General features: G+C 47.2%; 20 protein-coding genes and 4 tRNA genes. 2 read left to right on the forward strand and 22 right to left on the reverse strand.

Annotated elements, in window-relative coordinates; genetic code table 11:
• Nucleotides 1-51: 51 nt before the first annotated feature.
• The 9 genes from ACK5NH_RS12440 to recA all read right to left on the reverse strand — a co-directional run bounded on the left by ACK5NH_RS12440 (nt 52) and on the right by recA (nt 6,748).
• A tRNA-Arg gene (locus tag ACK5NH_RS12440) sits at nt 52-128 on the reverse strand.
• Between the two features lie 82 nt (nt 129-210).
• Nucleotides 211-287, reverse strand: a tRNA-Arg gene (locus ACK5NH_RS12445).
• 28 nt (nt 288-315) lie between these two features.
• Nucleotides 316-392, reverse strand: a tRNA-Arg gene (locus ACK5NH_RS12450).
• A 20-nt stretch (nt 393-412) separates the two neighbouring features.
• Nucleotides 413-504: transfer RNA gene (locus ACK5NH_RS12455), tRNA-Ser, on the reverse strand.
• Nucleotides 505-707: 203 nt separating this feature from the next.
• Nucleotides 708-905, reverse strand: a complete 198-nt coding sequence (gene csrA / locus ACK5NH_RS12460) for a carbon storage regulator CsrA (protein ID WP_006082602.1) — start codon at nt 903-905, stop codon at nt 708-710.
• 118 nt (nt 906-1,023) lie between these two features.
• Nucleotides 1,024-2,280: an aspartate kinase gene (locus tag ACK5NH_RS12465; protein WP_416920503.1), complete on the reverse strand. Its 1,257-nt coding sequence runs from the start codon at nt 2,278-2,280 to the stop codon at nt 1,024-1,026.
• Nucleotides 2,281-2,289: 9 nt separating this feature from the next.
• Entirely contained in the window at nt 2,290-4,914 is a 2,625-nt protein-coding gene (alaS, locus tag ACK5NH_RS12470; protein ID WP_416920505.1) for an alanine--tRNA ligase, read from the reverse strand.
• A 275-nt stretch (nt 4,915-5,189) separates the two neighbouring features.
• On the reverse strand, nt 5,190-5,657 hold the full coding sequence (locus ACK5NH_RS12475) for a regulatory protein RecX (RefSeq protein ID WP_416920593.1): 468 nt from the start codon (nt 5,655-5,657) through the stop codon (nt 5,190-5,192).
• Nucleotides 5,658-5,674: 17 nt separating this feature from the next.
• Nucleotides 5,675-6,748 carry a recombinase RecA gene (gene recA, locus ACK5NH_RS12480; RefSeq protein WP_109287350.1) on the reverse strand — a complete coding sequence of 358 codons (1,074 nt, stop codon included), beginning with the start codon at nt 6,746-6,748 and terminating at the stop codon, nt 5,675-5,677.
• 383 nt (nt 6,749-7,131) lie between these two features.
• Between recA and mutS the strand changes: the two genes are divergently transcribed.
• Nucleotides 7,132-9,702 carry a DNA mismatch repair protein MutS gene (mutS, locus tag ACK5NH_RS12485; RefSeq protein ID WP_416920508.1) on the forward strand — a complete coding sequence of 857 codons (2,571 nt, stop codon included), beginning with the start codon at nt 7,132-7,134 and terminating at the stop codon, nt 9,700-9,702.
• Between the two features lie 130 nt (nt 9,703-9,832).
• Here the strand turns inward: mutS and rpoS are convergent, their stop codons facing one another.
• The 12 genes from rpoS to ACK5NH_RS12545 all read right to left on the reverse strand — a co-directional run bounded on the left by rpoS (nt 9,833) and on the right by ACK5NH_RS12545 (nt 22,349).
• Nucleotides 9,833-10,813, reverse strand: coding sequence for an RNA polymerase sigma factor RpoS (gene rpoS / locus ACK5NH_RS12490; RefSeq protein ID WP_416920509.1), 981 nt, complete (start codon nt 10,811-10,813; stop codon nt 9,833-9,835).
• Between the two features lie 80 nt (nt 10,814-10,893).
• The gene (locus ACK5NH_RS12495) at nt 10,894-11,790 is read right to left on the reverse strand and encodes a peptidoglycan DD-metalloendopeptidase family protein (RefSeq protein ID WP_416920511.1); all 897 of its coding nucleotides are present in this window, start codon (nt 11,788-11,790) and stop codon (nt 10,894-10,896) included.
• 97 nt (nt 11,791-11,887) lie between these two features.
• Nucleotides 11,888-12,523: a protein-L-isoaspartate(D-aspartate) O-methyltransferase gene (locus tag ACK5NH_RS12500; protein ID WP_416920513.1), complete on the reverse strand. Its 636-nt coding sequence runs from the start codon at nt 12,521-12,523 to the stop codon at nt 11,888-11,890.
• Nucleotides 12,520-13,269 (reverse strand): 5'/3'-nucleotidase SurE, encoded by a 750-nt coding sequence (surE, locus tag ACK5NH_RS12505; protein ID WP_416920515.1) that lies wholly within the window; start codon nt 13,267-13,269, stop codon nt 12,520-12,522. Before surE ends, ACK5NH_RS12500 begins: the two co-directional genes overlap by 4 nt.
• On the reverse strand, nt 13,266-14,393 hold the full coding sequence (truD, locus tag ACK5NH_RS12510) for a tRNA pseudouridine(13) synthase TruD (protein WP_416920517.1): 1,128 nt from the start codon (nt 14,391-14,393) through the stop codon (nt 13,266-13,268). Before truD ends, surE begins: the two co-directional genes overlap by 4 nt.
• Before the next feature lie 29 nt (nt 14,394-14,422).
• Nucleotides 14,423-14,902 (reverse strand): 2-C-methyl-D-erythritol 2,4-cyclodiphosphate synthase, encoded by a 480-nt coding sequence (ispF, locus tag ACK5NH_RS12515; RefSeq protein ID WP_416920519.1) that lies wholly within the window; start codon nt 14,900-14,902, stop codon nt 14,423-14,425.
• A gap of 51 nt (nt 14,903-14,953) precedes the next feature.
• Entirely contained in the window at nt 14,954-15,703 is a 750-nt protein-coding gene (gene ispD, locus ACK5NH_RS12520) for a 2-C-methyl-D-erythritol 4-phosphate cytidylyltransferase (protein WP_416920521.1), read from the reverse strand.
• A 10-nt stretch (nt 15,704-15,713) separates the two neighbouring features.
• On the reverse strand, nt 15,714-16,013 hold the full coding sequence (gene ftsB / locus ACK5NH_RS12525; protein ID WP_416920523.1) for a cell division protein FtsB: 300 nt from the start codon (nt 16,011-16,013) through the stop codon (nt 15,714-15,716).
• Between the two features lie 100 nt (nt 16,014-16,113).
• Entirely contained in the window at nt 16,114-17,409 is a 1,296-nt protein-coding gene (eno, locus tag ACK5NH_RS12530; RefSeq protein ID WP_011621904.1) for a phosphopyruvate hydratase, read from the reverse strand.
• A 213-nt stretch (nt 17,410-17,622) separates the two neighbouring features.
• Entirely contained in the window at nt 17,623-19,263 is a 1,641-nt protein-coding gene (locus ACK5NH_RS12535) for a CTP synthase (RefSeq protein WP_416920525.1), read from the reverse strand.
• A gap of 116 nt (nt 19,264-19,379) precedes the next feature.
• Nucleotides 19,380-20,318, reverse strand: a complete 939-nt coding sequence (gene mazG / locus ACK5NH_RS12540; RefSeq protein ID WP_416920527.1) for a nucleoside triphosphate pyrophosphohydrolase — start codon at nt 20,316-20,318, stop codon at nt 19,380-19,382.
• 462 nt (nt 20,319-20,780) lie between these two features.
• Nucleotides 20,781-22,349, reverse strand: coding sequence for a diguanylate cyclase (locus ACK5NH_RS12545; RefSeq protein ID WP_416920529.1), 1,569 nt, complete (start codon nt 22,347-22,349; stop codon nt 20,781-20,783).
• 300 nt (nt 22,350-22,649) lie between these two features.
• On the opposite strand from ACK5NH_RS12545, the gene ACK5NH_RS12550 reads away from it, so the two are divergent.
• On the forward strand, nt 22,650-22,841 hold the full coding sequence (locus ACK5NH_RS12550) for a hypothetical protein (RefSeq protein WP_416920531.1): 192 nt from the start codon (nt 22,650-22,652) through the stop codon (nt 22,839-22,841).
• 187 nt (nt 22,842-23,028) lie between these two features.
• Here ACK5NH_RS12550 and relA read toward each other — a convergent pair whose 3' ends face one another.
• Nucleotides 23,029-25,236, reverse strand: a complete 2,208-nt coding sequence (relA, locus tag ACK5NH_RS12555; protein ID WP_416920533.1) for a GTP diphosphokinase — start codon at nt 25,234-25,236, stop codon at nt 23,029-23,031.
• Nucleotides 25,237-25,284 lie beyond the last annotated feature (48 nt).

Genomic DNA, 25,284 nt, shown 5'->3' on the forward strand with positions numbered 1-25,284 from the left:
ACATGCGCATTTTTAACTGTTATCTCAACACATTCGCATTAAGATTGAATATGGTGCGCGTGGAAGGATTCGAACCTCCGACCGCCTGGTTCGTAGCCAGGTACTCTATCCAGCTGAGCTACACGCGCTTAAAACACTTACTTGAAGCACTAATTACAAAATTTCGTCTGAAATTCAAACCTGATGAGTTAAACATAACTAATGCAGAGATGGTGCGCATGGAAGGAGTCGAACCTCCGACCGCCTGGTTCGTAGCCAGGTACTCTATCCAGCTGAGCTACATGCGCGACTTGTATCTATCTTGCTTCAATAAAATGGTGCGCGTGGAAGGATTCGAACCTCCGACCGCCTGGTTCGTAGCCAGGTACTCTATCCAGCTGAGCTACACGCGCAATTTTTTATTGGTAAGAAATGGCGGAGAAGGAGGGATTCGAACCCTCGATGGGAGATAAAGCCCATACTCCCTTAGCAGGGGAGCGCCTTCGGCCACTCGGCCACCTCTCCGTTTTCTTGGCGCACATATTACTGTTTGACGGAAATAAGTCAAACCCTTTTTCTGAAACAACTTCCGTTTGAAGCGTTTTTAATCACATTGCTGTTATATCAATCCAATGTATTGATTTGCGCCAATCTTTAGGTCTAAAAAATAAAAAAGCCAGTTAAAAAACTGACTCTTCTATCTCGCTAATACTCGCCTAAGCGCCGTATTAAAAGTTACCACCTTCTGAAGGTGTACCTGATTTTTCAGATTGAATGCGTTGATAGATTTCTTCACGGTGGACAGAAACCTCTTTCGGTGCATTAACACCAATACGCACTTGATTGCCTTTTACCCCTAGCACTGTAACTGTGACTTCATCACCAATCATCAGTGTTTCGCCAACACGACGAGTCAAAATCAGCATTCGATAGCTCCTTTATGTCTTAATTCAGCTTACACACGGCACTCATCCGGTAGATGGGCATATTATAGGGTCAGCTGAGTACAAATTAATAGTATTCAATACTCAAACAGTTATTTAATTACACCTTATTTAGCTCGAAGGCGTGATGCAGCGCTCGAACCGCCTTGTGCAAGTCCCTTTCATCGATCACAGTTGACAATTTACTCTCCGATGTCGAAAGTAACTTAGCATGGATTGTTTCATTACCCAATACATCTAACATCTTAGTCAATAATCCAACTTTTGCCTGTAAACCTTTGCCAACTAAAGACACTTTTGCACGTTGACGTTCAACAATCAATTGGCCTAGATCAAGACTTTCGCTTAAAAGCTCAAGCTCGTGCAATAAAATATCCACCTTAGCTTCGGCCAGCATAAAACTGACACATTCGGCTGCTGAGGTTTCATTGAGTTTGAGCGGGGTAATAAATTCAACATCGATCTCAAGCCGTGCCAAACAGGCTAACAATGCTTGATAATGCTCACTGCTGGTAAACAACCCTTTTATGGTTAAGGTCGCTAATGCCTTATTAATAGCAATACCTTGCACGGATGCAGCCATCGCCAGCTCTGATTCATCACCAAACTGGATCAATGTCCCATGACCCGCCTCAAAACTCGACAAAACCCGCAGTGGTACTTTAAAACGTTGGGCATATTCAACCGAATCGGGATGCAGCACCTTAGCGCCGAGTTTTGCCATTTCTAGCATCACATCAAAGCCAATCACATCGAGGCGTCTCGCACTACTGTCGATATTAGGATCGGTCGTAAACACTCCGGGCACATCGGTAAAGATTTGACATTCGTCGGCCTTTAATGCCGCTGCGAGTGCAACAGCCGTGGTATCCGAACCGCCGCGCCCTAAGGTCGTCACATCCCCATTGGGATCGATCCCCTGAAAGCCTGCCACAATCGGCACAATGCCATCGTCCAACAAGGAGGTTAAGTATGCCGTATCGACACTTTCTATACTCGCTCGGCCAAACTGACTGTTTGTATGAATTTGGACTTGATCACCAGTCAGGGATCTAGCCTTAATGCCACGACGTTGTAACGCCATCGCCATTAACGCAATACTGATTTGCTCTCCCGTAGAGACCAGCATATCGAGTTCCCGCGCACTCGCGCGGGGGTCGATTTGCGCCGCAAGCGCAAATAGTCTGTTGGTCTCCCCTGCCATCGCAGAAAGTACCAAGACCTGCAGCTCACCACTGTGAGCGGACTTTGCAATTTGCTCGGCAACCACTTCGATGCGTTCAATCGAACCCACCGAAGTGCCACCAAACTTCTTCACAAAAAGCTTGCTACCACTAAGCTTTCGTTTTTCGAGCACAGCAACCTCTTAAGCTAAACGCTCAGTAATCCAAGGTAATACTTGAGACAGTGCCACATCCAGATTTTCTGGCTGGCTACCACCCGCTTGGGCCATATCAGGGCGACCGCCGCCTTTACCGCCCACTTGTGCAGCCACCATAGCAACCAGTTCACCGGCTTTGATTTTACCAACTAAGTCGTTGCTCACGCCTGCGATAAGGTTCACTTTGCCTTCCTGAGCCACACCGAGCAGGATAACGGCGGATTTCAGCTTTTGCTTTAACTCATCTTGCAGGCCGCGCAGTGCGCCAGCTTCAACGCCTTCAAGCTTCTTAATCAGCACGTTAACGCCATTAACCACAACCGCATCACCGGCTAAATCTGCACTCGCTGCCGCAGCTAACTTATCTTTAAGTTGCTGCATGTCTTTTTCAAGTTGCTTCATTTTATCCAGTTGCGCTTTCAGCTTGGTCACGACGGACTGAGTATCGCCTTTAAGCAGAGCTGCTACTTCTTCAAGTTGCGCTTGTTGCTGTGCCACATAGGCCATCGCCGCAGCGCCGGTTACCGCTTCAATACGGCGAACGCCTGCAGCGATACCGCCTTCAGAGGTAATTTTGAATAGACCAATGTCACCGGTACGTCCAACGTGAGTACCACCACACAGTTCGATAGAGAAATCGCCCATGGTGACAACACGCACCTCGGCATCATATTTCTCACCAAAAAGCGCCATAGCGCCTTTTTCTTTGGCTTCATCAATCGCCATTTCAGCGACTTTCAGCTCATGGTTACGGCGAATTTGGGTGTTGACTAACTCTTCAACCTGTTTCAATTCAGCAGGCTTGACCGCTTCGAAATGAGAGAAGTCGAAGCGTAAACGCTCAGGGTCAACTAACGAACCTTTTTGAGTAACGTGAGTGCCCAACACTTGACGCAGTGCAGCATGTAATAAGTGAGTCACAGAGTGGTTTAACTGAGTACGGTGGCGCAGTTTTTTGTCCACTTTGGCTTCAATGGCTTGACCAACACTGATAGTGCCAGCTGTTAATGTGCCCTTATGACCAGAGGCTTGACCGAATTTTTGGGTGTCGTTTACAACGAACTCAACACCTTCGGCAGCCAGAACACCTTTGTCGCCAACCTGACCACCTGATTCTGCGTAGAATGGCGTCACATCAAGCACGACTACGGCATCATCACCCGCATTGATTGCAGGCACTGACTCACCGTTTAAGTAAAGTGCTGTGACTTTGGCATTACCAGTAAGTTCTGAGTAACCACAGAATGCGGTTTCAGCATCAATTTTCAGTGCGGCGTTGTAATCGGCACCGAAGTTACCCGCGGCTTGAGCGCGGCTACGTTGTTCTGCCATCGCCGCTTCGAAGCCCGCTTCGTCGACGATAATGTTGCGCTCACGGCATACGTCAGCGGTTAAATCCACTGGGAAGCCGTAGGTATCGTACAGTTTAAAGACAGTTTCACCGTCTAAGGTGTCGCCCTGCAATTCGTTTAACGCGCTATCCAGAATACCTAAACCACGCTCAAGCGTACGGGCAAACTGCTCTTCTTCCGCTTTAAGGGCTTTTTCAACAATCACTTGTGTATCGGCAAGACCTTTAGCGGCATCGCCCATCACTTCGATTAGCGTCGGAACTAACTTGTAGAAGAAGGCTTCGGTGGCCCCTAACTTGTTACCGTGACGCACGGCGCGGCGAATAATACGACGCAGTACATAGCCACGACCTTCGTTCGATGGCATTACACCATCAGCAACTAAGAAGGCACATGAACGGATATGGTCGGCAATAACCCGCAGTGACTTGTTAGATAAGTCAGTCACGCCGATGATTTCAGCCGCTTTAGCAATCAAGGCGCGGAAAATATCGATTTCGTAGTTTGAATGAACGCCCTGCATAATCGCAGCGATACGCTCAATCCCCATACCAGTATCGACTGAAGGTTTTGGCAGCGGCAACATTTCGCCAGAGGCTTGGCGATTGTATTGCATGAATACGATGTTCCAGATTTCGATGAAACGGTCGCCATCTTCTTCTGGGCTACCAGGGCGTCCGCCCCAGATATGGTCGCCATGATCGTAGAAAATTTCGGTACATGGACCACAAGGACCTGTGTCACCCATTTGCCAGAAGTTATCTGAAGCGTATGGCGCGCCCTTGTTATCGCCGATGCGAATGATGTTTTCAGCGGCAACACCAATCTTTTTATTCCAAATTTCAAAGGCTTCATCGTCTGTTTGGTAAACAGTCACACACAGACGTTCCTTTGGTAACTTCAATACTTCGGTCAGGAAGGTCCAACCAAAGTGAATCGCATCTTCTTTGAAATAATCACCAAAGCTAAAGTTACCCAGCATTTCGAAGAAAGTATGGTGACGCGCGGTGTAACCAACGTTATCTAAATCGTTGTGTTTACCACCCGCACGGACGCAGCGTTGGGCAGTGGTCGCACGTGTATAGCTACGTTTGTCCATGCCAAGAAACACGTCCTTGAACTGGTTCATACCGGCGTTGGTGAATAAAAGCGTTGGATCGTTGCCTGGTACAAGAGAACTACTGTCCACAACTTGGTGACCATTGCTGCGGAAAAATTCGAGGAAAGCACTTCTAAGCGCTGCTGTCGTTTGATACATGAAATCGTCCTGAATTGGGTAAGCATGACCAGCTACACCATAAGGTAGCCGTATTTCTATTTGCCCAGCATTATAAGCAGACTGAAGAAAGACGACCAGCCTTGAATAGCGATATAGGCTTAGGAATCTCATATTTTCGGTGAGTTTACCGCTAAGACATGGCTTATCACAAAAGCCAAGCGGTAAAGAAAAGTCGATGAGGCGAATCTGCACAGTGGCCGAACGAAAAAGACAACGATAAGCCCCGCCAAGGGCTGCGAGTTTATGCCATGACGTTAGTCATCATTATCTTCCAAAGGGTCGTAATCTAAGGCGTAGGAGACTTGTTCGTAATTAAAGCCTTGGCTCAGTAAAAACCGCACCCGTTTGGCTTTTTCTTTCGCCAGCAGCTCGCGGGATTGTGAGCCTTTGACCTCGGTGACTTTAGGGGTAGCATATTTTTTGATGGCTTTAGCTTTTGCTAACTCAAACCAATCATGATCATTTGCCGATAACGCGGCTTCGATACAATCCTTTGAAAGCCCCTTTTGGGCAATGGCTTGACGAATACGGATAGGTCCATGACCACGGGCAATATGGCTGCGAACGAGAAGCTCGGCATAGCGCTTATCATTGATAAAACCCGATGCTTCACAATCATCGAGCACGGGATCGATGTCTACGACCTCAAAGCCTTTTTCGAGCAGTTTGGAGCGGATTTCTTGGCGTGAATAGTCGCGGCGCGCTAACAGCGCGACCGCGATTTGACGGGCAGACTGACTCAGAATACTTCGCCTGTTTCGAAATCAACATTGCCTTCGCTATTTTCATCATCAGAAGAAGATGAAGACATAGCACTTGGGTTACTCAGCAGTAACTCACGCAGTGTTTTATCGATTTCAGCAGCAATTTCTGGGTTTTCAGTCAGATATTTACCGGCATTTGCACGACCCTGACCAATCTTGTCACCCTTGTAGCTGTACCATGCACCGGCTTTTTCGATAAGTTTATGGGCAACACCTAAATCGACTAATTCACCGGTACGGTTGATACCTTGACCGTAAAGAATTTGGAACTCAGCTTGCTTAAACGGCGCGGCAACCTTGTTTTTAACCACTTTAACGCGCGTCTCGTTACCCACCACTTCATCGCCTTCTTTGATAGCACCAGTACGGCGAATATCGAGACGAACAGAAGCGTAGAACTTCAGCGCGTTACCGCCCGTTGTGGTTTCTGGGTTGCCAAACATCACACCAATCTTCATACGAATTTGGTTGATGAAGATTAACAGTGTATTCGATTGCTTGAGGTTACCCGCGAGCTTACGCATCGCTTGGCTCATCATACGCGCCGCTAGGCCCATGTGTGAGTCACCAATTTCACCTTCAATTTCCGCTTTGGGTGTTAATGCCGCGACCGAGTCAACAATGATCACATCTACCGCGCCAGAACGGGTTAACGCATCACAGATCTCAAGGGCTTGTTCACCGGTATCGGGTTGTGAACACAATAAGTTATCAATATCTACGCCTAACTTTTTAGCATAGATAGGGTCTAGCGCGTGCTCGGCGTCGATAAAGGCACAGGTTTTACCTTCGCGCTGAGCGGCGGCAATCACTTCTAATGTCAGCGTCGTTTTACCTGATGATTCTGGACCATAGATCTCAACGATACGTCCCATTGGTAAACCGCCAGCCCCTAAGGCGACGTCAAGGGAAAGTGAACCAGTAGAAATAGTCTCAACATCCATAGAGCGGTCTTCGCCCAGCTTCATGATGGAGCCTTTACCAAATTGCTTTTCAATTTGGCTCAATACCGCAGCAAGTGCTTTCTCTTTGTTTGGATCGACCTTCATTCCTGTTCCCTCATCAAGACAGTATCAGTACTGTCAAAAGTGATATTCAATTTAATTAAAGCGGGTAATACAAAAAGCGAGGCTCTTTGTCATAATCTGCTGTCTAGTATACTGTACAATCATACAGTATCAAGACCTGTGAATGATTTATTTTTCAGTCAGAAAATTTTCCCGTTGAGACAAGCTTTTACCGATTCATGCTGCAGATTTGTCAGGATATCAGTGAATATCCATGGTTTAAGGGTCAATTTTCAGAAAATTATTGCTAAGATTGGCGTCAATTTATTTTAGACAGTAATAGTGCACATCCACTGATTTTTTATCCCATTACTGTACGACTTATTTCCCCGCTTTGGGCCGGCATAACGGACGAAAACGATTTAATGAATCCTATAGATACCGATGATTTAGAAAAACATACCCCTATGATGCGTCAATATTTGACCATGAAAGCAGAGCATCACGACATGCTGCTGTTTTATCGTATGGGTGACTTCTATGAACTCTTCTATGATGACGCAAAACGCGCCTCTGAATTATTGGGCATTTCCCTTACGGCCCGAGGCAAAAGTGGTGGCGATCCGATCCCGATGGCGGGTATCCCTTACCATGCGGTTGAAGGCTATCTAGCCAAATTGGTTCAAATTGGTCAATCGGTCGCGATCTGTGAGCAGATTGGCGACCCTGCTACCTCAAAAGGCCCGGTTGAGCGAAAAGTGGTGCGTATCGTCACCCCAGGTACTTTGACCGACGAAGCACTATTACAGGAGAGACAAGACAATCTGTTAGCCGCGGTTTACCAAGGTAAAGTTGGTTTTGGCTACGCGACCCTCGATGTGTCTTCCGGCCGCTTCGTGATTGCTGAATTAGAAACGAAGGAATCCCTCGAAGCCGAGCTGCAACGTACCAATCCGGTCGAAATCCTCTATAGCGAAGATTTCGGCGCTATGGAATTGCTGCACCATTTCAAAGGCAAACGTCGCCGCCCCGAGTGGGAGTTTGATTACGATACCAGCATCAAATTGCTACTGGCACAATTTGGCACTAAGGATTTGCACGGCTTTGGGATTACCGATGCGAGGCTTTCGCTACAGGCGGCTGGCTGCTTGATGCAATATGTGAAAGACACCCAGCGCACCGCCCTGCCCCATATCAATGCCATTACCCGTTTCAATCAAACCGATACGATTGTCTTGGATGCGGCAACGCGCCGTAACCTCGAGCTGACACAAAATTTGAGTGGTGGTCGAGATAACACCCTAGCAGCTGTGCTCGACAATACCGCAACAGCGATGGGCAGCCGGATGTTGCAACGCTGGATCCATCAGCCGCTGAGAGACCATGCCCAGATTTTTGCTCGCCAAACGGCCGTGAATGAATTACTCGAGACCACGGCCCATGAATCATTACATGAGCAGCTTAAAGCCCTAGGCGATATCGAACGTATCATGGCAAGGCTGGCGCTTCGTACCGCTCGTCCAAGGGATTTTGCCCGACTACGCCAAGCATTAAACCTATTGCCTCAGTTGCAGCAATCACTCGCGCAGTTAAGTGCGCCACATACGGTGAAACTAGGCCAACTCTTAGGTGAGTTTCCCGAAGAGCAACAACTGCTTGAGCGCGCCATTGTCGATAACCCGCCTATGCTGATCCGTGATGGCGGCGTGATCCGTGAAGGCTACAATGCCGAGTTAGATGAATGGCGAGGCTTAAGTGAAGGGGCCACAGATTATCTGGTTCAGCTCGAAGCGCGGGAAAAAGAGCGTACCGGCATTGCCACGTTGAAGGTTGGCTACAACCGAGTCCATGGTTACTACATAGAAGTCAGCCGACTGCAATCGCAGCAAGTGCCTTTAAATTACCAGCGCCGTCAAACCCTTAAGAATATGGAGCGTTACATCACGCCTGAACTTAAGGAATACGAAGAAAAAGTGCTGTCGAGCCAAGGTAAGGCGCTCGCCCTTGAAAAACAACTTTGGGACGAATTGTTTGATTTAATACTCCCCAAGTTGCATGAGCTACAAGCCTTTGCCAGAGCCGCAGCCGAACTCGATGTGCTGAGTAACTTTGCCGAACGTGCCGAAACCTTAGGATATACCTGCCCAGAACTGAGTAGCGAAATTGGGGTAAAAATCGAAGCTGGCCGCCACCCTGTGGTCGAGCGAGTGAGCCAAACGCCTTTTATCGCCAACCCCGTCACCTTGCACAATCAACGCCGTATGTTGATTGTTACAGGTCCGAACATGGGCGGTAAATCAACCTATATGCGCCAAGTCGCCTTAATCACGCTAATGGCACACATTGGCTCTTTTGTGCCAGCAGATCGCGCCATCATTGGCCCTATCGATCGGATTTTTACCCGTATCGGCGCATCAGACGATCTCGCCTCTGGTCGTTCAACCTTTATGGTGGAAATGACAGAAACGGCAAATATTCTCCATAATGCGACCGCGCAAAGTTTAGTCTTGATGGATGAAATTGGCCGTGGCACATCAACCTACGATGGTCTGTCATTAGCTTGGTCTGCAGCTGAGTATTTAGCACAGCAGGTCGGCGCAATGACGCTCTTCGCTACCCATTATTTCGAGTTAACACAATTACCGGAACTCATGGCAGGGGTGTATAACGTGCACCTCGATGCGATTGAGCACGAAGATACCATCGCCTTTATGCACGCGGTGCAAGAAGGTGCGGCCAGTAAGAGTTATGGTTTACAAGTTGCGGCCCTTGCCGGGGTACCAGCTAGGGTGATTAAGGCGGCAAAACACAAATTACATCAGCTTGAGAGCCGCGATCATCAAGTTGAAGGCACAAAGGCACCGATTCAAACCCTGTTAGCCCTGCCTGAGCCGGTGGAGAATCCCGCAATAAGCAAGTTAAAAGCCATCAACCCAGATAATCTGACACCAAAACAGGCGCTGGATTTACTCTATGAACTTAAACGCTTGAGCTAAAACCATAGAGTGAAGAGATAGCGATAGCATAAACAAAAACGCCCTGAAAATTGGGCGTTTTTTATAGGTTGATAAAATGGTTTAAGGGTACGTTTCTAAACCTTAATTTCTAAGCATTAGTTTCTAAACCTTAGTTTCTAAATAGTGCCTCTACGGAGAGACCTTGAGCACCCAGCAAATCACGCAGGCGTTTTAGGGCTTCAACTTGAATTTGGCGTACGCGTTCACGGGTTAAGCCAATTTCAGCACCCACATCTTCAAGGGTTGAGGGTTCATAACCCAATAATCCAAAGCGACGCGCTAATACTTCTCTTTGCTTGGTATTGAGTTCATTGAGCCACTTCACCACTGAGTTAGAAATGTCTTCATCTTGAACTTTGTAGTCAGGGCCTACGTTGTCGTCATCGGCAAGCACATCGAGTAACGCCTTGTCGTTATCGCCACCTAAGGGGATATCGACAGAAGTGATTTTCTCGTTGAGCTTCAGCATACGGCTGACATCAACACTGGATACTTGCAGTTTTTCGGCAATTTCTTCTGCAGTAGGTTCATGGTCAAGTTTTTGCGCTAATTCCCGAGCCGTCCGTAAATACACGTTGAGTTCTTTCACAACATGGATTGGCAAGCGAATCGTGCGGGTTTGATTCATAATGGCACGTTCGATGGTTTGTCTGATCCACCAGGTTGCATAGGTTGAGAAACGGAAACCTCTTTCAGGGTCGAATTTTTCTACCGCACGGATCAAGCCAAGATTTCCCTCTTCGATTAAATCCAGCAGCGCAAGGCCACGGTTATTGTAACGACGGGCAATTTTGACCACGAGTCGCAAATTACTCTCGATCATACGATTACGGGATTTTTCGCAGCCTTTTAAGGCCTTACGGGAAAAGTAAACTTCTTCTTCTGCGCTAAGCAGTGGGGAAAACCCTATTTCACCTAAATAGAGCTGTGTGGCATCAAGATTTTTTTGCAGGTCATCTTGAACCTGTTGTTCGAGTCCTAATTCCTGAACTAAATCAGCGGCAATATCCTCTTTCTCGAGATCAAACTCTGCGGTATCTACGGAAAAATCTACTAGTTCTTCTGCGGCAGTGCTATTTATGCGGCTCATGATCGAATCTCCCAAACCTAATGTAAACTGCTTGAATTACTGCAATTTTTTATCCTCCATGCCAACAAGGCCCTAAACAATCATTGCTTAGGTAAATAGTTAAGTGGGTTAACAGACTGACCGTGGTAACGGATCTCAAAGCGAAGCATTACCTGATTCGTACCTGTACTGCCCATTTTTGCAACAGTCTGTCCGGCCAGGACATGTTGCTTTTCTTCGACTAAGATCTGATCTGCATGAGCATAGGCACTAAGATAATCGTCACTATGTTTAATAATCACTAAATTACCGTAACCCCTAAGAGCACTACCTGCGTATACCACCCGCCCATCTGCAGCGGCTTTGATGATATCTCCGCGTTTTCCTGCGATCTTAATTCCTTTATTTCCCTGCTCATTGGCAGAGTATGTCCCAATCAATTTACCTTTTACTGGCCATTGCCACTGACTGACACTGTCTGGCAGTGTTGACGTCGGTGTGACGATCGAATGGTTAATATTTTGTTGAGAGCTTGTTGCAGAATACGCAGACTTCGCTTTCTGATCAAGTGTTTTTTTCTGCTGTTCACTTGACAAGTTTTTCGCGGAGGAATTGTTGTTAGCTGATTGTTTTTCCGAAAAATCATCTTGATTTTGCCCGTTAGATGCCGAATTACTCCCACCTAAAGTTGTAGAACCTTTACCATTTTTCCTATGGTCATTCGTTAAATATAAAATCTGCCCAGGGTAGATGGTATACGATTTATCTAATTGATTAATTTTAGCAATTTCGGCGAAATCTTTACCCGCTGCCCAAGAGATCGAGTAAAGGGTGTCACCTTTCTTAACTTTATATGAATTAGATTTAATGTGGCCTTTGTTATGTTTGGAATAACTGTGGGAAAGACTTTCGACAGGTGCGGGGCGACTCGCCTGAAAGCTACAGCCTGCAAGCAACAACACTAAGCTGAGGTTTAAGAGTAAACCCGCATTCAACAATAAAAACTCCTCTTTAGGGCTATCTTACTGTTTTACCTAATCATTAAGGTCAAGTATTTAACGAAGTGACCTAAAGCTAAAAACTTAAGCGAATAACTTAAGCGAGCTCGCCATTGACCAAGGGAACAAACTTGACGGTTTCTATCACTTCGGAACTAAAACGGTCCGAGTGACGGGTAAAGCGCATCAATTGCTGCGTCTCCTCCCCCACAGGAATGATCAGCACGCCCCCTTCGGCTAACTGAGACAACAAAGCTTCGGGAACCTTAGCCGCTGCCGCAGTGACCATAATGCCATCAAAGGGACTGCGATTCGGCCAGCCCTGCCAGCCATCGCCATATTTAAATGACACATTATGCAGATCGAGTCGCTTTAATCTTTGCCTCGCTTGGATCTGTAAACCTTTAATACGCTCAATGGTGCACAATTCAGGCACTAATTGCGCGAGGATCGCCGCTTGGTAGCCAGAGCCCGTTCCTACCTCGAGCACCTTTTGCGGCTGATGTTGCAGCAGTAACTCTGTCATACGCGCCACGATATAAGGCTGAGAAATCGTTTGCCCTTGACCTATGGGCAAGGCGGTATTTTCGTAGGCTTTATGGGCCAGCGCATTATCAAGAAACAACTCGCGCGGGGTATGGGATATTGCCTTAAGAACGGCTGGATGGCGGATCCCCGCCTCCTGAAGCTTTTTAGCTAAATTCACCGCCGATGTTAAGGCAACTCGAGTCATATTTTATCTACCCAATCTTGCAATACCGATAATTGTCTATACGCGGTCAAGTCCACGGTTAAGGGAGTGATCGATACATAACCATGGGCAATCGCATGGAAATCCGTTCCTTCACTTGCATCTTGTTCAACACCCGGTGGGCCAAGCCAAAAAATCTCTTTCCCCGCAGGATCTTGCGTTCGCACTATGCCTTCGGCCTTATGCCGTGCACCCAAGCGCGTCACCCTGATCCCTTTAATCTCATCGAGCGGCAAATCGGGCACATTGATATTGAGGATCTGATCGCTCGCAATCGGGTGCGCTAACAGCCCCTGCACGATCCGCCGCGCATACACAGCCGCAGAGTGATAATGCTTTAATGCCTTACCATTAAGCGAAATCGCAACGGCGGGGAAACCTAAAAAACGCCCCTCCATCGCCGCCGCTACTGTGCCCGAATATAAAGTGTCATCACCCATATTCGCGCCAGCATTAATGCCCGATACCACCATATCCGGTTCACCATCACAAAGCTCACGTATGGCTAAGTGAACGCAATCCGTGGGTGTACCGTGAACCGAAATATAACCATTATCTAACCTATTAATTCTTAATGGGTTAGTCAAGGTTAAAGAGTTACTTGCGCCGGAACAATTACGATCGGGCGCGACCGTCATAACAGTGGCGATTTCGGCGAGCGCCTCGGTTAAGGCTTTGATCCCTGGCGCATTCACACCATCATCATTACTGACTAGGATGCGGATCATAAAGCTGACTCGCCCTTATCGGTTGTAATGGCCTCTGCTGAATCGGTTTCTGATGCTGTGTTTGTTTCAGCTGCATTCGTATCAGATGAGACTGTCGCTTGCCATTGCAGCTCTTTCACATCTTGATAATCAACTAGCTCTCTTAACAGTGATGTCGCAAAGCTGCCCGCAGGTAAGATAAATTCGAGCACTAATCCATCCGTGGTTTGCTCATATTTAAGGCCTTGAGGTTCAAGCAGCAATGGGCGACGCTCCTGCTCAAGCCCCGCGTGCTCAAGGCCGTAGCAATCTTCGCTCAGCTCTGCCATGGCGAGGGTTTCAACCTCGGCGGCTTCGCCCTGCGGCAGCATTTTCCCGCGGCCCCAGAGTGGCGCAGAAAGCTGAATATCCTTTTCAATTAATCGCTTTAATACCACTAAGTCCCATTCTGGCGTGGCGAAAAAGCTCTTACTACCCGCCAGCATCACGCAATCCCCCGCTAAGGGTTTAGTGCCATGATTCGCCAAACGATAGGAAACAACGGTATTGAACAGATTGGAGCGCACCGCAGACAGATACATGCTGCGCTTATTACGGTCTTTCACCTTTTTGCCCGCCAGCATTTGCCGTCCCATCACGAGGTTTTTACCATCGTGGCCGAAACGCTGCTCACCAAAATAGTTAGGCACACCAATTTGGCTAACTTTTTCGATGCGGCTGATAATGTCTTCCACGTTTGTGACATTGCGCAGGGTAAGAATAAAACGGTTGCCCAAGAGCGCGCCAATACGCAGTTTTTTGCTGTGGCGACTACTGGATAAAATGGTTAAGCGCTCGCTGTTAAGCTCGCTCCACGCCGGGGTTTCTTTACCTGGGATACGAATGCCAAACCACTGTTCTGTGATGGCATTTTTATCTTTTTGTCCGGCATAGGTCACTTCTTTGGGATGAACCTTAGCGAACTTCGCCAGCATTTCAGCCACTTGCACCGTATTCAGCCCATCCTTACGAATGTGGACTAAATGATGCTCGCCCTCGCCCGACGGGCTAAAAGGCAAAATCTCTTTCACGATAAAGTCGCTGTTAACGGTTCTTAAATCTGCGGTGCCCGTCGGTTTGCCGTACAGGTAATGTAGTTCGCTCATGGGTCTTTCTTATCTCTTAAAGTTTCAGGCTATTGGCGGCTGAGTAATACAACGGCTTCGACCGCAATGCCTTCTTTACGGCCGGTAAACCCGAGTTTTTCGGTGGTGGTGGCCTTAACGTTGATATCGGCAATGTCAGCATTAAGATCGGCTGCCAACACGTGGCGCATATCCTCGATATGCGGCGCCATCTTAGGCGCCTGGGCAATAATTGTGACATCCAGATTACCCAGCTCAAATCCCTTCGCCCGCGCTAACGCATAACAATGGCGCAGCAAGACGCGACTATCGGCGCCCTTATAGGCAGCATCGGTATCGGGGAAATGTTTACCAATATCCCCAAGGGCCATCGCCCCTAAAACGGCATCGGAAATGGCATGCAGCACCACATCACCATCGGAATGAGCCACCAGCCCGGTTTCGTAGGGGACTTCGACCCCACATAAAATTAACGGACGCGCTTCACCAAATTTATGGACATCAAAACCATGGCCGATTCGGATTTTCATTACTTAATTCCTAACGTATTTAATAAATTGCGCAATTCAATCAGCTTGCCTTCAAGCATTCGCGCGCAGTAAAAAAAGCTCTGTCAACTCCAAATCATCGGGATGGGTGACTTTAATGTTATCCGCCCGCCCCGCGACCAAACCAGGGGAAATGCCCGCCCACTCCATCGCCGAGGCTTCATCGGTCACAACGGCGCCTGCGGCAAGCGCGGCTTTTAAATGTATTCGTAATAACGAAGTTGGGAACAGCTGCGGCGTTAAGGCATGCCAGAGATTATCACGGCAAACAGTCGAGCTAATTTCCCCTAAGCTATTGGCACGCTTCATGGTATCACGAACAGGCATTGCCAAAATCGCGCCTTGGGGAAATTGCACCCGCGATGCCAGCAATTTATCTATGTCTTGCGCCGTCAGGCAGGGCCTGGCCGCATCGTGAACTAAAGCCCAACCATAATCAGGCGCCTTATCGAGCGCCGCCAGCACAGAGTCGGCGCGCTCAGAGCCGCCAATCACAGTCACCAGCTTGGGATGCTTGCCCTGTGGCAAAGCGGCAAACTCAGTATCCTCAGGATGCAGCGCCACAATCACTTGGTTAATTTGCGGATGGGACAATAACTTGTCCAAGGTATGCGCCAGAATGCTTTGCCCCAACAAGGTTAAATATTGCTTGGGTTTACCTGCGCCCATGCGGCTACCAATCCCCGCTGCGGGCACAATCGCCACCACATTAGGTGAGAAAAGATCAATCTGGGCTGCGACTTGCGTTTCGACCAACGGTATGGCCTCTAATACTGTATCCATAGGCGCTCCGTTACTGCGAGGGACTCGATACTGCACGGTCACCGCCTACCACGCGATAGAAGGTCTCACCTTCTTTCACCATGCCTAGTTCATTACGTGCCCGCTCTTCAATCGCTTCGGTACCGCTCTTAAGATCGATAATTTCTTCTTTAAGCACTTGATTACGCTCATTGAGTTTTGCATTACTTTCTTGTTGAGCCGCGATCTGTTTTTGCAGAACAAAGTATTCGGGCAGGCTGTTATCGCCCGACCACAGCCGATATTGCAGCAAACCGAGAAGCACTATGAGTGCAATGACAAAGAATTTCATGGAGGAATTAGCGTCAGTATCTTGAATTAAAAAAATATACTGCAGATAGTACAACAAAAAAGGCCACCAAGTGGTGGCCTTTTTACATCAGACGACTAAATTACGCCTGACCTTTGATTTCTTTCAAACCGCGGTATGGCGCTTTTTCACCTAATTGCTCTTCGATACGCAGCAATTGGTTGTATTTAGCAACACGGTCAGAACGGCACAGTGAACCCGTCTTGATTTGGCCAGCCGCAGTACCTACCGCTAAATCGGCGATAGTGGCGTCTTCAGTTTCACCGCTACGGTGTGAAATCACCGCAGTGTAACCCGCCGCTTTTGCCATACGGATAGCCGCTAAGGTTTCTGTTAATGAACCGATTTGGTTGAACTTGATCAGGATTGAGTTAGCGATGCCGTTCTCAATACCACGGGTTAAGATCTTAGTGTTAGTGACGAATAAATCGTCGCCCACTAATTGGATCTTGTCACCCATGATCTTAGTTTGGTATGCCCAGCCATCCCAATCTGACTCGTCCAGACCATCTTCAATAGATACGATTGGATATTGCTCAGTCAGTGACTTCAGGAAGTCAGAGAAGCCGTTTGAATCGAATACTTTGCCTTCGCCAGACAGGTCATATTTGCCGTCTTTGTAGAACTCAGAAGCAGCGCAGTCTAATGCCAGAGTCACGTCGGTACCCAGCTTGTAACCCGCTAATTCAACTGCTTCTTTGATTACCGCTAATGCATCAGCGTTTGAAGACAGGTTAGGTGCGAAACCACCTTCGTCACCTACAGAAGTGCTTAAGCCTTTACCGTGCAGAACTTTCTTCAGCGTGTGGAAAATCTCAGCGCCCATACGTAAAGCTTCGCGGAAGTTTTTCGCGCCAACAGGTTGCACCATGAATTCTTGGATATCAACGTTGTTATCAGCGTGCTCGCCACCGTTGAGGATGTTCATCATAGGCACTGGCATAGCGTATTGGCCTGGAGTGCCGTTTAGTTCCGCAATGTGAGCGTATAAAGGCATGCCTTTGAATGCTGCAGCCGCTTTAGCCGCTGCTAAAGACACAGCTAGAATCGCGTTAGCGCCTAACTTGTCTTTGTTTTCAGTGCCGTCTAAGTCGATCATGATTTGATCAAGCTCAGCTTGTGCAGTCGCATCTTTACCGATTAACGCTGCACGGATAGGGCCGTTTACGTTAGCCACAGCAGTTAATACACCTTTACCTAAATAACGGCTCTTGTCGCCATCACGCAGTTCCAGCGCTTCGCGGCTACCGGTAGATGCACCAGATGGCGCAGCCGCCATACCGATAAAACCACCTTCTAAATGCACTTCGGCTTCAACTGTTGGGTTCCCACGAGAATCCATAATCTCGCGACCAATCACGTTAATAATCTTAGCCATATTACCCTCGATTTAAGTTTAAAAGAGAAAAGAAAAAACCAATACCAATGGGAATTAACAGATGTAGAGTACGACCAAAATCTTTATATTCCGTTTACCATTTCCGTCTTTACGCATGTCGTTTATACACATGGGTATGAGTTTTGACTCATGATTACGCGGCCTGAGTGTAACAAAAGGCCGGGCCTACTGTCGCGGGTCCGGCCTTAAAATTTATTTCTTCAGATCACGTTTTTGATGTGCACTTGCGGCAGCAACGAAACCTTCGAACAATGGATGACCATCGCGTGGGGTCGAAGTGAATTCTGGGTGGAATTGACCCGCAACAAACCAAGGGTGATCTTTCAGCTCGATCATCTCAACCAGTTTACGGTCAGAAGATAAACCACTAAATACCAGACCCGCTTGTTCTAAACGTTCTCTGTACTTGTTGTTCACCTCATAACGGTGACGGTGACGCTCAACACAGCTGTTACCTTTATATGCTTGAGCGGCTTTTGAACCTTCAAGCAGGTGACATAACTGTGCACCTAAACGCATAGTGCCACCTAAGTCAGAGGCCTCATGGCGTTGTTCAACGTTACCTTCTTCGTCAACCCATTCGGTGATTAAACCAACCACAGGGAATGGCGTTTCTTTATTGAATTCGGTTGAATGCGCATCAGTCATGCCTGCAACGTTACGGGCAAATTCAATCAGCGCCACTTGCATACCTAAACAGATACCAAAATAGGGCAGATTGTTTTCACGGGCAAATTTAGCCGCCTGAATCTTACCTTCCACACCGCGCTCACCGAAGCCACCTGGAACTAAGATACCGTCTAAACCTTGCAGAACTTCATCGCCTTTCGCTTCTACGGTTTGTGAATCGATATACTTGATAGTCACAGATACGCGATTTTTAAGGCCAGCGTGCTTTAATGCTTCGTTAACTGACTTATAGGCGTCTGGCAGTTCGATGTATTTACCTACCATACCAATCACAACTTCGCCGTTTGGATTGGCTTCTTGGTAAATTACGTTTTCCCACTCAGACAAGTCGGCTTCGCGGCATTCTAAGCCAAAACGCTTAACCACTAAGTCATCTAAACCCTGTGAGCGCAGCAGCGCTGGGATCTTGTAGATGCTGTCGACGTCTTTTAATGAAATAACCGCACGTTCTTCAACGTTACAGAATAACGAAATCTTCGCACGCTCGTTGGCAGGAATCGCGCGGTCGCCACGGCAGATCAACACATCTGGTGCAATACCGATAGAACGCAATTCTTTGACTGAATGTTGAGTCGGTTTCGTTTTCACTTCACCCGCAGCACCTAGGAATGGCACTAAGGTTAAATGCATAAACAGAGTACGATCGCGGCCCAGTTCAACGCCTAATTGGCGGATAGACTCAAGGAATGGCAGTGATTCGATATCACCAACAGTACCGCCGATTTCAACGATAGCCACATCGTGACCTTCACCACCAGCAATCACTTTTTCTTTGATCGCGTTAGTGATGTGTGGGATCACCTGAATCGTCGCACCTAAGTAATCACCACGACGCTCTTTACGTAATACTTCCTCGTAAATACGGCCTGTGGTGAAGTTATTGCGACGGTTCATCTTAGTGCGGATGAAACGCTCATAGTGGCCTAGGTCAAGGTCTGTTTCTGCGCCGTCCTCAGTCACAAACACTTCACCATGTTGCGTTGGGCTCATGGTACCTGGATCAACGTTAATGTATGGGTCCAGTTTCATGATGGTTACATTGAGACCACGGGCCTCTAAAATCGCGGCTAATGAAGCGGCTGCAATGCCTTTACCTAGTGATGAAACCACACCACCAGTAACGAAGATATACCTTGTAGTCATGCTGAACCTGAGAAAATGAGTTTGAAAATACGTGCTTGTAAGAAAGCACTAGGACGGGGCAGTAGTATACCAAAGGTGTTGCCATTCGACAAACACCAATCCGGATAATTTGCCCTTTATCTTGGCTCACCCTGTTTAACCTTATCCCAGTAGGCATCTAACTCTTCTAAGCTATGTTCTTCTAATGCTTTATTATTTTGTCTTGCAAATGCCTCAACACCTTTAAAACGGCGTTCAAATTTAACATTGGCTTGGCGTAGCGCTTGTTCTGGGTCCACCTTTAAATGACGCGCCAAATTCACCACTGCAAATAATAAGTCGCCCATTTCGGCCTGCACTTTGGCTTGGTCAAGCGTTGGCTGATTCACCTCCGCCAGCACTTCATCAATTTCTTCATGGATTTTTGCAACAACGGGCTCAAGCTCAGGCCAATCGAACCCAACACGCGCGACCCGCTGCTGAATTTTGATTGAACGGGATAACGCTGGCTGCGCGCGCGGAATATCATCAAGCACAGACACCTCGCTTGGAGAAGTCACCCCAGCCGCCAGAGACTTTTGCTCACGCTCGGCCGCTTTTATCGCTTCCCAATTGGCTTTCATTTGCTGACTACTAGCATCGGCCTCAAACATGGCTTCACCAAACACATGGGGATGACGGCGGGTCAGTTTGTCGGTGATTTTATTGACAACTGTGCTGAAATCGAACCTGCCCTGCTCTTTCCCCAACTGGCAATAAAACACCACTTGAAATAATAAATCCCCCAGCTCATCGGGCAGTTCGTCTAGGGCTAAACGTTCAATCGTGTCGGCCACCTCATAGGCCTCTTCGAGGGTAAAAGGCACTATGGTTTGAAAGGTCTGCGCCTTATCCCAAGGACAACCCGTTTGCTGATCGCGCAGCTTCTCCATTATCTTCAGTAGCGGCGCAACATCGGTTGCAGAAAGTGCTGTTGAGGGAAGCTCGTTTGATGGCACTTTTGAATAAAGTTCTTTTGTGGATAGCTCTGTTGCTGAAAGCTCAGTAGTGGAAGAAGGCGTGGTATGGGAAGTCATGCTGATATCCTTTCAAGATAAGGTCGACACAAGCCAATGCGCAGGATGAGTAAACAGGAGTACACTCAAGCAGATTCCTGTTGCAACAAAGGCCGATAACACAACCATGATAAAGTAGCCGAGCCCTAAGTGCTATTTGGGGCTCAGATAACTAACTAGTTGGGAGGTTATGCTCCCAAACGAGTTAAAAAGTTGTCGATGGAGAATAGCGAACGGACTTTCTGATCTAGACATTTTCATCGTTACACTACGTGTGATGTAACCCACGACTACCCAACAAAAGCTGATTAAGTATAAGTCGTATTCAAATCATAAGGTTGTTGAATGATTTTAATCCTAAACTGACCAGTTAGAGTGAGGGCTTTAACTCGAAAATGTCCGCAAACTGACAAGTTTGTGCGCCCTTCCCTTTTGATTTCCCAGTCAAGAGCTAAAGTAATTAATCCAAGTTGACAAATTACTTCACATAGTAATCGAAGAAAAATATTTTCTGTCTTCAATCAGGATGTGCAATGAAACGACCTCGTACATGAAAAAATGCACTAGTTCACTGCCTCTCAACTCATCATCCTGATAACGCTTAAATAATTCCTTTGACTCGTTAACCAAATGTCTATGCAGCAGCTGATGATGTTGGTATTCCGCATAATCACTCATCTGGAAAATCAACTCTTCATCCCTAAAATGTTGCTCTACATCAGAAATCAATGAGACAACTAATGAAGAAATTTGTGATTTTGGACTGTTCTCTAGTACCGCTTGATACAGCGCATTCGCATGTTCGAAGAGTGCCCGATGCTGAGAATCAATCAAAGTGTTACCCGATTCATAAGCGCTGCGCCAAACCAGTTGAACCAAGTTTGTCTTAGAGAGTCCTTTTTGCACTTCATTTTTGGGGAAATATTCGCTTTTAACACAATTTCGACCCGATGCTTTAGCGCGATATAGCGCTTTATCTGCACGTTCTAGCCATGAATCCCAAGAGTCCGTAGGGTAGCAGGTAGAAAAACCCGCACTCGTTGTAATCCGCAAACCATGGTTAAATTCATGATTTTCTACAGCCACTCGAATCCGTTCAGCCAAAGAAGTTGCATGGGTAAATCCACTGTTAGGCAAAAGCACCACAAACTCCTCGCCACCCCAGCGAGCTAGAATATCGGTTGTGCGAATGCAATTTTTTACAACTGCACAGAATTCTTTCAGAATTAAATCACCAATGACATGGCCAAACTTGTCATTAATTTGTTTAAAATTATCCAAGTCCAGCATTATTAATGAAATCGGATGGCCATAACGTTCAAATTTCGCAATTTCGAGCAAAGCCTCTTCTTCTAATCGAACACGATTCCAAATGCCTGTCAGTCGATCGGTCATTGCGATCATCCTAATGCGATAATCGGCACGCTCTTTATTCATCACCAAGAAACCATTTGTCATCAGAATAAGTGTGATAAACACACCTAGAAACGTTACCACTTGGTTGGGGGTTTGATGCAACATGCTTGTAATAGCGTCAGGATTGGATATTACACTTGCAACTCGGAGGGCTAATACAATAATTGTGACCAATAATCCGGTCGCCATTAAATATTTACCTCTGCCAACGACCTTGTGTTGGCGGTTGAGCAAAGAGAATAAAATATAAAGGCTTTGAGTAGCAAAAATCACTCCACTCACGATGATCCGCGCACTAATGCTATCCATGAGAAAAAAGAAAATCACACCTAAAATCAGCGGAGGAGCGAAGAACCATATGATAGATAATCGACGTTCCTGAAAAGCAACAATTGCAGCAAGAAAAAATGAGTAACTAGCGGAAAGAACGATGTTAGCCAGTAATACCGATATCAAAACTGGTATTTGATCTCTAAAAAAAAATAAAATGTATGTCAGCGTTTGTAAAAATAATCCAACAGTCCATAGCAATAACTCCCTATCTTCTTTTGCACGTGTAACCCAGCCAACGGATAGGGCCAGCGTCCCACTAACAGTAATGATCATTAAAAAAACAGTAGGGATATGAATGGTCATAAGGTCTTCTATAATTTCGTTTGTTTGATCCAACTATTTACTCAAACTCATTCAACAATTGGAGTATCCATTACATTTTAATAACTTAATACGACCACTCGTCGCACATACCTCCAGTGCTAGTTGTGTGGCTTACAGCTAACTCCCGTATCAAAAATTCAGCGAAGTGTGATTTAAGATTTTGAATAACTGAACAGCTCTATATAGTCCATCAATGGGACGAAATTAAAGCGATTCTAGCCCTATAACTCCTGTTTTATCGGCTTATGCATGGTAAGTTTACAGATATAAGGAATATTAATGAATACCCCAAATACCTACTTGGCACGAGCTCAAGCGATACTGACAACCCCCATCACTATGGATACAATCCGTGAATTTAATTCCATAGCAAAAGCTGCGAAAGGTGAGGAAGCTTTGATGATTAACGATCTCTTTGAAGCCCTTTTCGTTGCGATGTCTGGCACCGATGAAGAGCTATTTAAGCATTAAGCAGGCCCTAGCCTTAAGGTTGCTGTGAGATCAGGTCTGAGCTAGTAAAAGCTTTTAAGTGTGGAACAAATAAGTCATTTGACGATACTAACCTTCCCTCTTTCTCCTTCAATCCCCAAAATACAAAAAAGCGGTAGCGCTTTATGCCCTACCGCTTTTTTACAACTCATAATCACAGAGTAGAAAGTTACAATCTGCGCGCTTCTATCACGCTATCGACTTGGGAGAGCTTAGATAATACCCGCGATAAGCCATCGAGGTTGTATAACTCTAATTCCAGTTCGATGGCCGCCGTTTGATTCTTAATATCCGATGAAGAGCTCATGGCAAGCACATTCGATTTTTCGGCGGCGAGTACCGAGGTGAGATCCCGCAATAATCCGCTGCGATCATGGGCCAAGACTCGCAAACGCATGCGATAACCGCCGGAGTAATTCTCGCCCCAAACTACATCAACGCCACGCTCTGGGTGAACGCGCATCAACTCTTTAACCTGCTCACAGTCGGAGCGATGTACCGAAATGCCACGTCCTTTGGTAATAAAACCTAAAATCTCGTCACCAGGTACGGGCTGGCAGCAACGGGCGATATGGCTGAGTAAATTCCCCACACCATTCACCTCCACCTGCCCACGGCTGTTAGTGCCAGATTTCGGATGACTCTTTTTAACTAATTCTTCAACCGCATCTTCTTCGCTGACTTCATCGAGGCGCAACTTACTTTGAATATGGTTAACGACCTGATGTAACCGCACATCACCACCGCCGATAGCGGCAAGCAAGTCGTCCATGCTCGCCATATTAAAGCGCTCAACGGCAATGGCGGCATCTTTGATTTTAAGGCTGACTCTCGCCAGCTCGGCTTCGAGCATCTCTTTACCAGCGATAATGTTTTTATCGCGATCTTGCTGCTTAAACCAATGCTGAATTTTCGAGCGCGCCCGCGATGTGCGGATATATCCTAAGTTTGGATTGAGCCAATCGCGCTTAGGATTCGGATGCTTCGAAGTGATGATCTCGATGCGCTCGCCCGTTTCAACCTGATAGGTAAACGGCACAATGCGGCCATCGACCTTGGCACCGATACACTTATGGCCAACCTGCGAGTGGATATAGTAGGCAAAGTCGAGCACGGTTGAGCCGAGCGGCAAGTCAACGACCTCACCGCTTGGGGTGAACACATAGACTCGGTCTTCAAACACTTGGCTGCGGACTTCTTCAACCAAGTTGCCGCTTTCGACCACGTCCTCCTGCCATTGCAGAATTTTACGCAGCCAATTGATTTTTTCTTCGTAGCCGCTCTGTTTGCCGGAGTGATTACCCTCTTTGTATTTCCAATGCGCGGCAACCCCAAGTTCAGCATCTTCATGCATATCTTGGGTACGAATTTGAATTTCAACGGTTTTACCTTCCGGCCCCACCACCACGGTATGGATGGATTGATAACCGTTAGGTTTAGGGTTGGCCACATAGTCGTCGAACTCGCGCGGAATATGGTGCCAAAGTGTATGCACTACCCCTAAGGCGCCGTAACAGTCCTGCAAACGCTCGGTGACAATCCGCACGGCGCGCACGTCAAACAACTCATCAAACTTGAGGTGTTTGCCCTTCATCTTGCGCCAAATACTGTAGATATGTTTTGGGCGACCATACACTTTCGCGCGGATATGATCCTCATCGAGGCGTTGCTGCAACTGCTCAACAAATTTTTCGATATAGACTTCGCGATCTAACCGCTTACCGTCTAACTGTTTCGCAATGTCCTTGTAGGTATCTGGATGCAGATATCGGAAGGAAATATCTTCTAATTCCCACTTTAACTGACCAATCCCCAAACGGTTAGCGAGCGGCGCATAGATGTCGGCAATTTCGCGGGCCAGCAAGACGCGGGTTTCTTCATCGGCATTTTTCACGGCGCGCAGCAAACAGACACGCTCGGCAAGCTTAATCACCACGGCGCGCACGTCTTCGACCATCGCCAGCAACATGCGGCGGATATTGTCGATTTGCGGCTCGGTTGAGCGGCTATTGGGATTGATTTTTAACGCGCCAATGGCATCCATGGTCACGACGCTGGCGACTAAACGCGCGAGGGACTCGCCAAACTTTTCTTTGATCGCCTCTTCGTTTAATAAGCCCGCATCAAACACCACAAACAGGATAGCCGCTTGCAGCGTCTCGATATCCATATTCAATGGCGCGAGGATTTCGATCATCTCGCGGGCACGTTCGAGCAGTTCTCTTTTCGCGGCAGGACTCTTAGCGGGTAAGGCATCGACCTGCTCAATCAGGGCGAGTATGGTTTGCGCTTCATCGGCATGACTGACATAGCGAGCCACCCAATCTTCAAGATGAAAATCGGGATCATTAAAGTGCGCTTCGCGAACAGAGACCATCTTAATTTATTTCCTTATTCGTGCTCAGAGAAAAGTGGCACCACCTCG

It is taken from the genome of Shewanella sp. (assembly GCF_047975355.1).
Lineage (GTDB): Bacteria > Pseudomonadota > Gammaproteobacteria > Enterobacterales > Shewanellaceae > Shewanella.

What these genes read in the sequence shown, in the direction of transcription:
- csrA (WP_006082602.1), bottom strand. Translation starts at nt 905, where the DNA reads ATGCTGATTTTGACTCGTCGTGTTGGCGAAACACTGATGATTGGTGAT.
- alaS (WP_416920505.1), bottom strand. Translation starts at nt 4,914, where the DNA reads ATGTATCAAACGACAGCAGCGCTTAGAAGTGCTTTCCTCGAATTTTTC.
- recA (WP_109287350.1), bottom strand. Translation starts at nt 6,748, where the DNA reads ATGAAGGTCGATCCAAACAAAGAGAAAGCACTTGCTGCGGTATTGAGC.
- mutS (WP_416920508.1), top strand. Translation starts at nt 7,132, where the DNA reads ATGAATCCTATAGATACCGATGATTTAGAAAAACATACCCCTATGATG.
- rpoS (WP_416920509.1), bottom strand. Translation starts at nt 10,813, where the DNA reads ATGAGCCGCATAAATAGCACTGCCGCAGAAGAACTAGTAGATTTTTCC.
- ACK5NH_RS12500 (WP_416920513.1), bottom strand. Translation starts at nt 12,523, where the DNA reads ATGACTCGAGTTGCCTTAACATCGGCGGTGAATTTAGCTAAAAAGCTT.
- surE (WP_416920515.1), bottom strand. Translation starts at nt 13,269, where the DNA reads ATGATCCGCATCCTAGTCAGTAATGATGATGGTGTGAATGCGCCAGGG.
- truD (WP_416920517.1), bottom strand. Translation starts at nt 14,393, where the DNA reads ATGAGCGAACTACATTACCTGTACGGCAAACCGACGGGCACCGCAGAT.
- ispF (WP_416920519.1), bottom strand. Translation starts at nt 14,902, where the DNA reads ATGAAAATCCGAATCGGCCATGGTTTTGATGTCCATAAATTTGGTGAA.
- ispD (WP_416920521.1), bottom strand. Translation starts at nt 15,703, where the DNA reads ATGGATACAGTATTAGAGGCCATACCGTTGGTCGAAACGCAAGTCGCA.
- ftsB (WP_416920523.1), bottom strand. Translation starts at nt 16,013, where the DNA reads ATGAAATTCTTTGTCATTGCACTCATAGTGCTTCTCGGTTTGCTGCAA.
- eno (WP_011621904.1), bottom strand. Translation starts at nt 17,409, where the DNA reads ATGGCTAAGATTATTAACGTGATTGGTCGCGAGATTATGGATTCTCGT.
- ACK5NH_RS12535 (WP_416920525.1), bottom strand. Translation starts at nt 19,263, where the DNA reads ATGACTACAAGGTATATCTTCGTTACTGGTGGTGTGGTTTCATCACTA.
- mazG (WP_416920527.1), bottom strand. Translation starts at nt 20,318, where the DNA reads ATGACTTCCCATACCACGCCTTCTTCCACTACTGAGCTTTCAGCAACA.
- ACK5NH_RS12545 (WP_416920529.1), bottom strand. Translation starts at nt 22,349, where the DNA reads ATGACCATTCATATCCCTACTGTTTTTTTAATGATCATTACTGTTAGT.
- ACK5NH_RS12550 (WP_416920531.1), top strand. Translation starts at nt 22,650, where the DNA reads ATGAATACCCCAAATACCTACTTGGCACGAGCTCAAGCGATACTGACA.
- relA (WP_416920533.1), bottom strand. Translation starts at nt 25,236, where the DNA reads ATGGTCTCTGTTCGCGAAGCGCACTTTAATGATCCCGATTTTCATCTT.